This is a genomic window from Psittacicella hinzii, assembly GCF_003585935.1.
GTDB classification, from domain to species: domain Bacteria; phylum Pseudomonadota; class Gammaproteobacteria; order Enterobacterales; family Psittacicellaceae; genus Psittacicella; species Psittacicella hinzii.
Genome location: NZ_NRJG01000133.1, coordinates 1 through 2,021, shown reverse-complemented (window position 1 = coordinate 2,021; position 2,021 = coordinate 1). Strand labels below are relative to the sequence as shown.

Sequence of the window (2,021 nt, the reverse complement as noted above, 5' to 3'; positions counted from 1 at the left end):
GGTGATAACAATTTAGCGTAAGTGATATCAATTTATTTAGCTAAAAAAGTAGCCCCATTAGGTAATCCTAGTGGGGCTAACTTAAGTGGTTAATAAACCATTCAATCATAGGAGATAGTCTTTTGTCAAAAAAAGTTATACATAGATATAAATACTATTCTTAAGCGAATAGGCATAGGATATAAACAATGATAGCTAAATCTAAGCGTAAGAAATTCTTACGATGGTTAGATTTACGTAAATAGTCAGGAACGTAAATCTCGAAGTGGTTAAAAGTATGAGTTAGCTTATAAAAAGTGCTATCTATGTATAATTGGTGATGCGTATTAGCGCAAAATCTTTAGCCGCATTTATGGCAAGGTGGCATCATGCGACGTAACATATTATTTTTACGTACGCGGTGATTCCAGATTGCAAAACCGGCATGAATGGCAATTAAGCCTAGAGCGGTATAAGCACAACTTACGTGAATAGTGTGCCAAAATTGTCCTGCAGTTGGATCTACATCACAACGAGCGTGAAACGTACGGAAATATAAATCTAGAGAAAAACCACTCTTACAACGATAGAGATATCCAGCTAGAGGGATTACCCAATAGATTACAACGAGTACAATCTTTAAGGTAGTTGATAAGATGTACTGCCATAAAGGAATCGGTGGATCAATATATGGAATGTGTTTTTGTAAGAGCTTTTGCACCACAAAACGCACACAGGTAAAAAGAAATACCATTGCTCCTAAAAAGTAATGTAATAACCAAATAGGATGCGCCAAACTTGGATAATTATGTAACCCATATTTCGCTAACCATACGGCTGCATAAGTACAGATTACTAAGAGAAAGACAATCCAGTGTAAACGAATTTGGATGAGTGGATATTTTTCTCGATGTTCCATTATATTATCCTGTTGTTATAGTGAGATAGAGTGATTACAGAAGTAAGATGTTGGCTTTGTCTGCTTAGGATCAAATTAGGATCGAACCTAAGCAATAAAATATTATCCAACATAGTTACTTTATTATAAATCTAAGGAGCTGCAAATATAAGTTATACCTAATTTGCCAGTTCTAAGCGCAAAGAAAAGTAAGCACTTCTATCGTACTATTTAGGGAGTATGTAAAAATGGGCAGTATGTAAAAATAAGCTTTGCAGATTATTTCTTTATCCCAAATAGTTAATTTACATTAGTACCTAAATATATTAATTTACGTAACTTTTTCTTTACTAGGCTGACAGAAATAGAATAAGAACTATATTTGAAAAACAGCTTTAAAAAAAGCTGCGGTTGCGCAGCTCTTAAATTCTAGATTAATAATGTGACAGGAAAGTTTAAAGCAAAAATGCTTTGCTAAAAAGTAAATTTTGCTTACTGCTTAGCAAAAAATTTATAAAAAAATTCCAGGTCAATTGCCTCAACTCGACAGGGTTAAGGCAATTGAAGCTGGCAAATGTCTAAATGACTTTAACAAAACCAACTAAAATATTATCCTCGCCATATTTTAGTCACTGTCTTTAGTATTCACTGTATAACTAGGATTTTTATTTTGCCCCCTGCAAAATAAAAATTGGAAACTATGTAATTTTTTCATACCCACCAGTGGTAGCCTACAAAAAAATCTTATTTCAAGTGACAGTAAACATAAGTCAAACTTGATAAGGAAATTAAGCTAAAATTTCCCCCTAACAAACTCTTCCAAAAAAGAAGTATGACTTTAACTTAAAAGGCTTATTAAACTAGACTTATTGTTTGTTTTGTGAGTTTATTATAAACCAGGTATATTAATTTACCTAGTAATTCACAAATTTTTGTGCAAATTTAATTTTAATAATCCGAAAAAATTTAGGTATAGCTTAATATTTTAGTTATAGGTCTAACTTATTAAAAGATTTAATAAATTAGAAATGAACCAAGACATTCGGATACTTTTATTAGTTCGAAAATTTTTTGCTTTTTGAAAATTTTGCAAAATTTTTTACAAATCCCTAAATTCATCTGTTTGAGCAATTTTTCTAATACC

1 protein-coding gene is annotated in these 2,021 nt (G+C 31.6%); it reads right to left on the bottom strand.

Features of this window, described 5'->3' with window-relative positions; genetic code table 11:
• Positions 1-340: 340 nt before the first annotated feature.
• Positions 341-898 (bottom strand): cytochrome b, encoded by a 558-nt coding sequence (locus tag CKF58_RS06715; RefSeq protein ID WP_119532234.1) that lies wholly within the window; start codon positions 896-898, stop codon positions 341-343.
• Positions 899-2,021: the final 1,123 nt, after the last annotated feature.

Bases quoted from the DNA above. Each gene is read 5' to 3' on its own strand.
- CKF58_RS06715 (WP_119532234.1), bottom strand. From the start codon at position 898: ATGGAACATCGAGAAAAATATCCACTCATCCAAATTCGTTTACACTGG.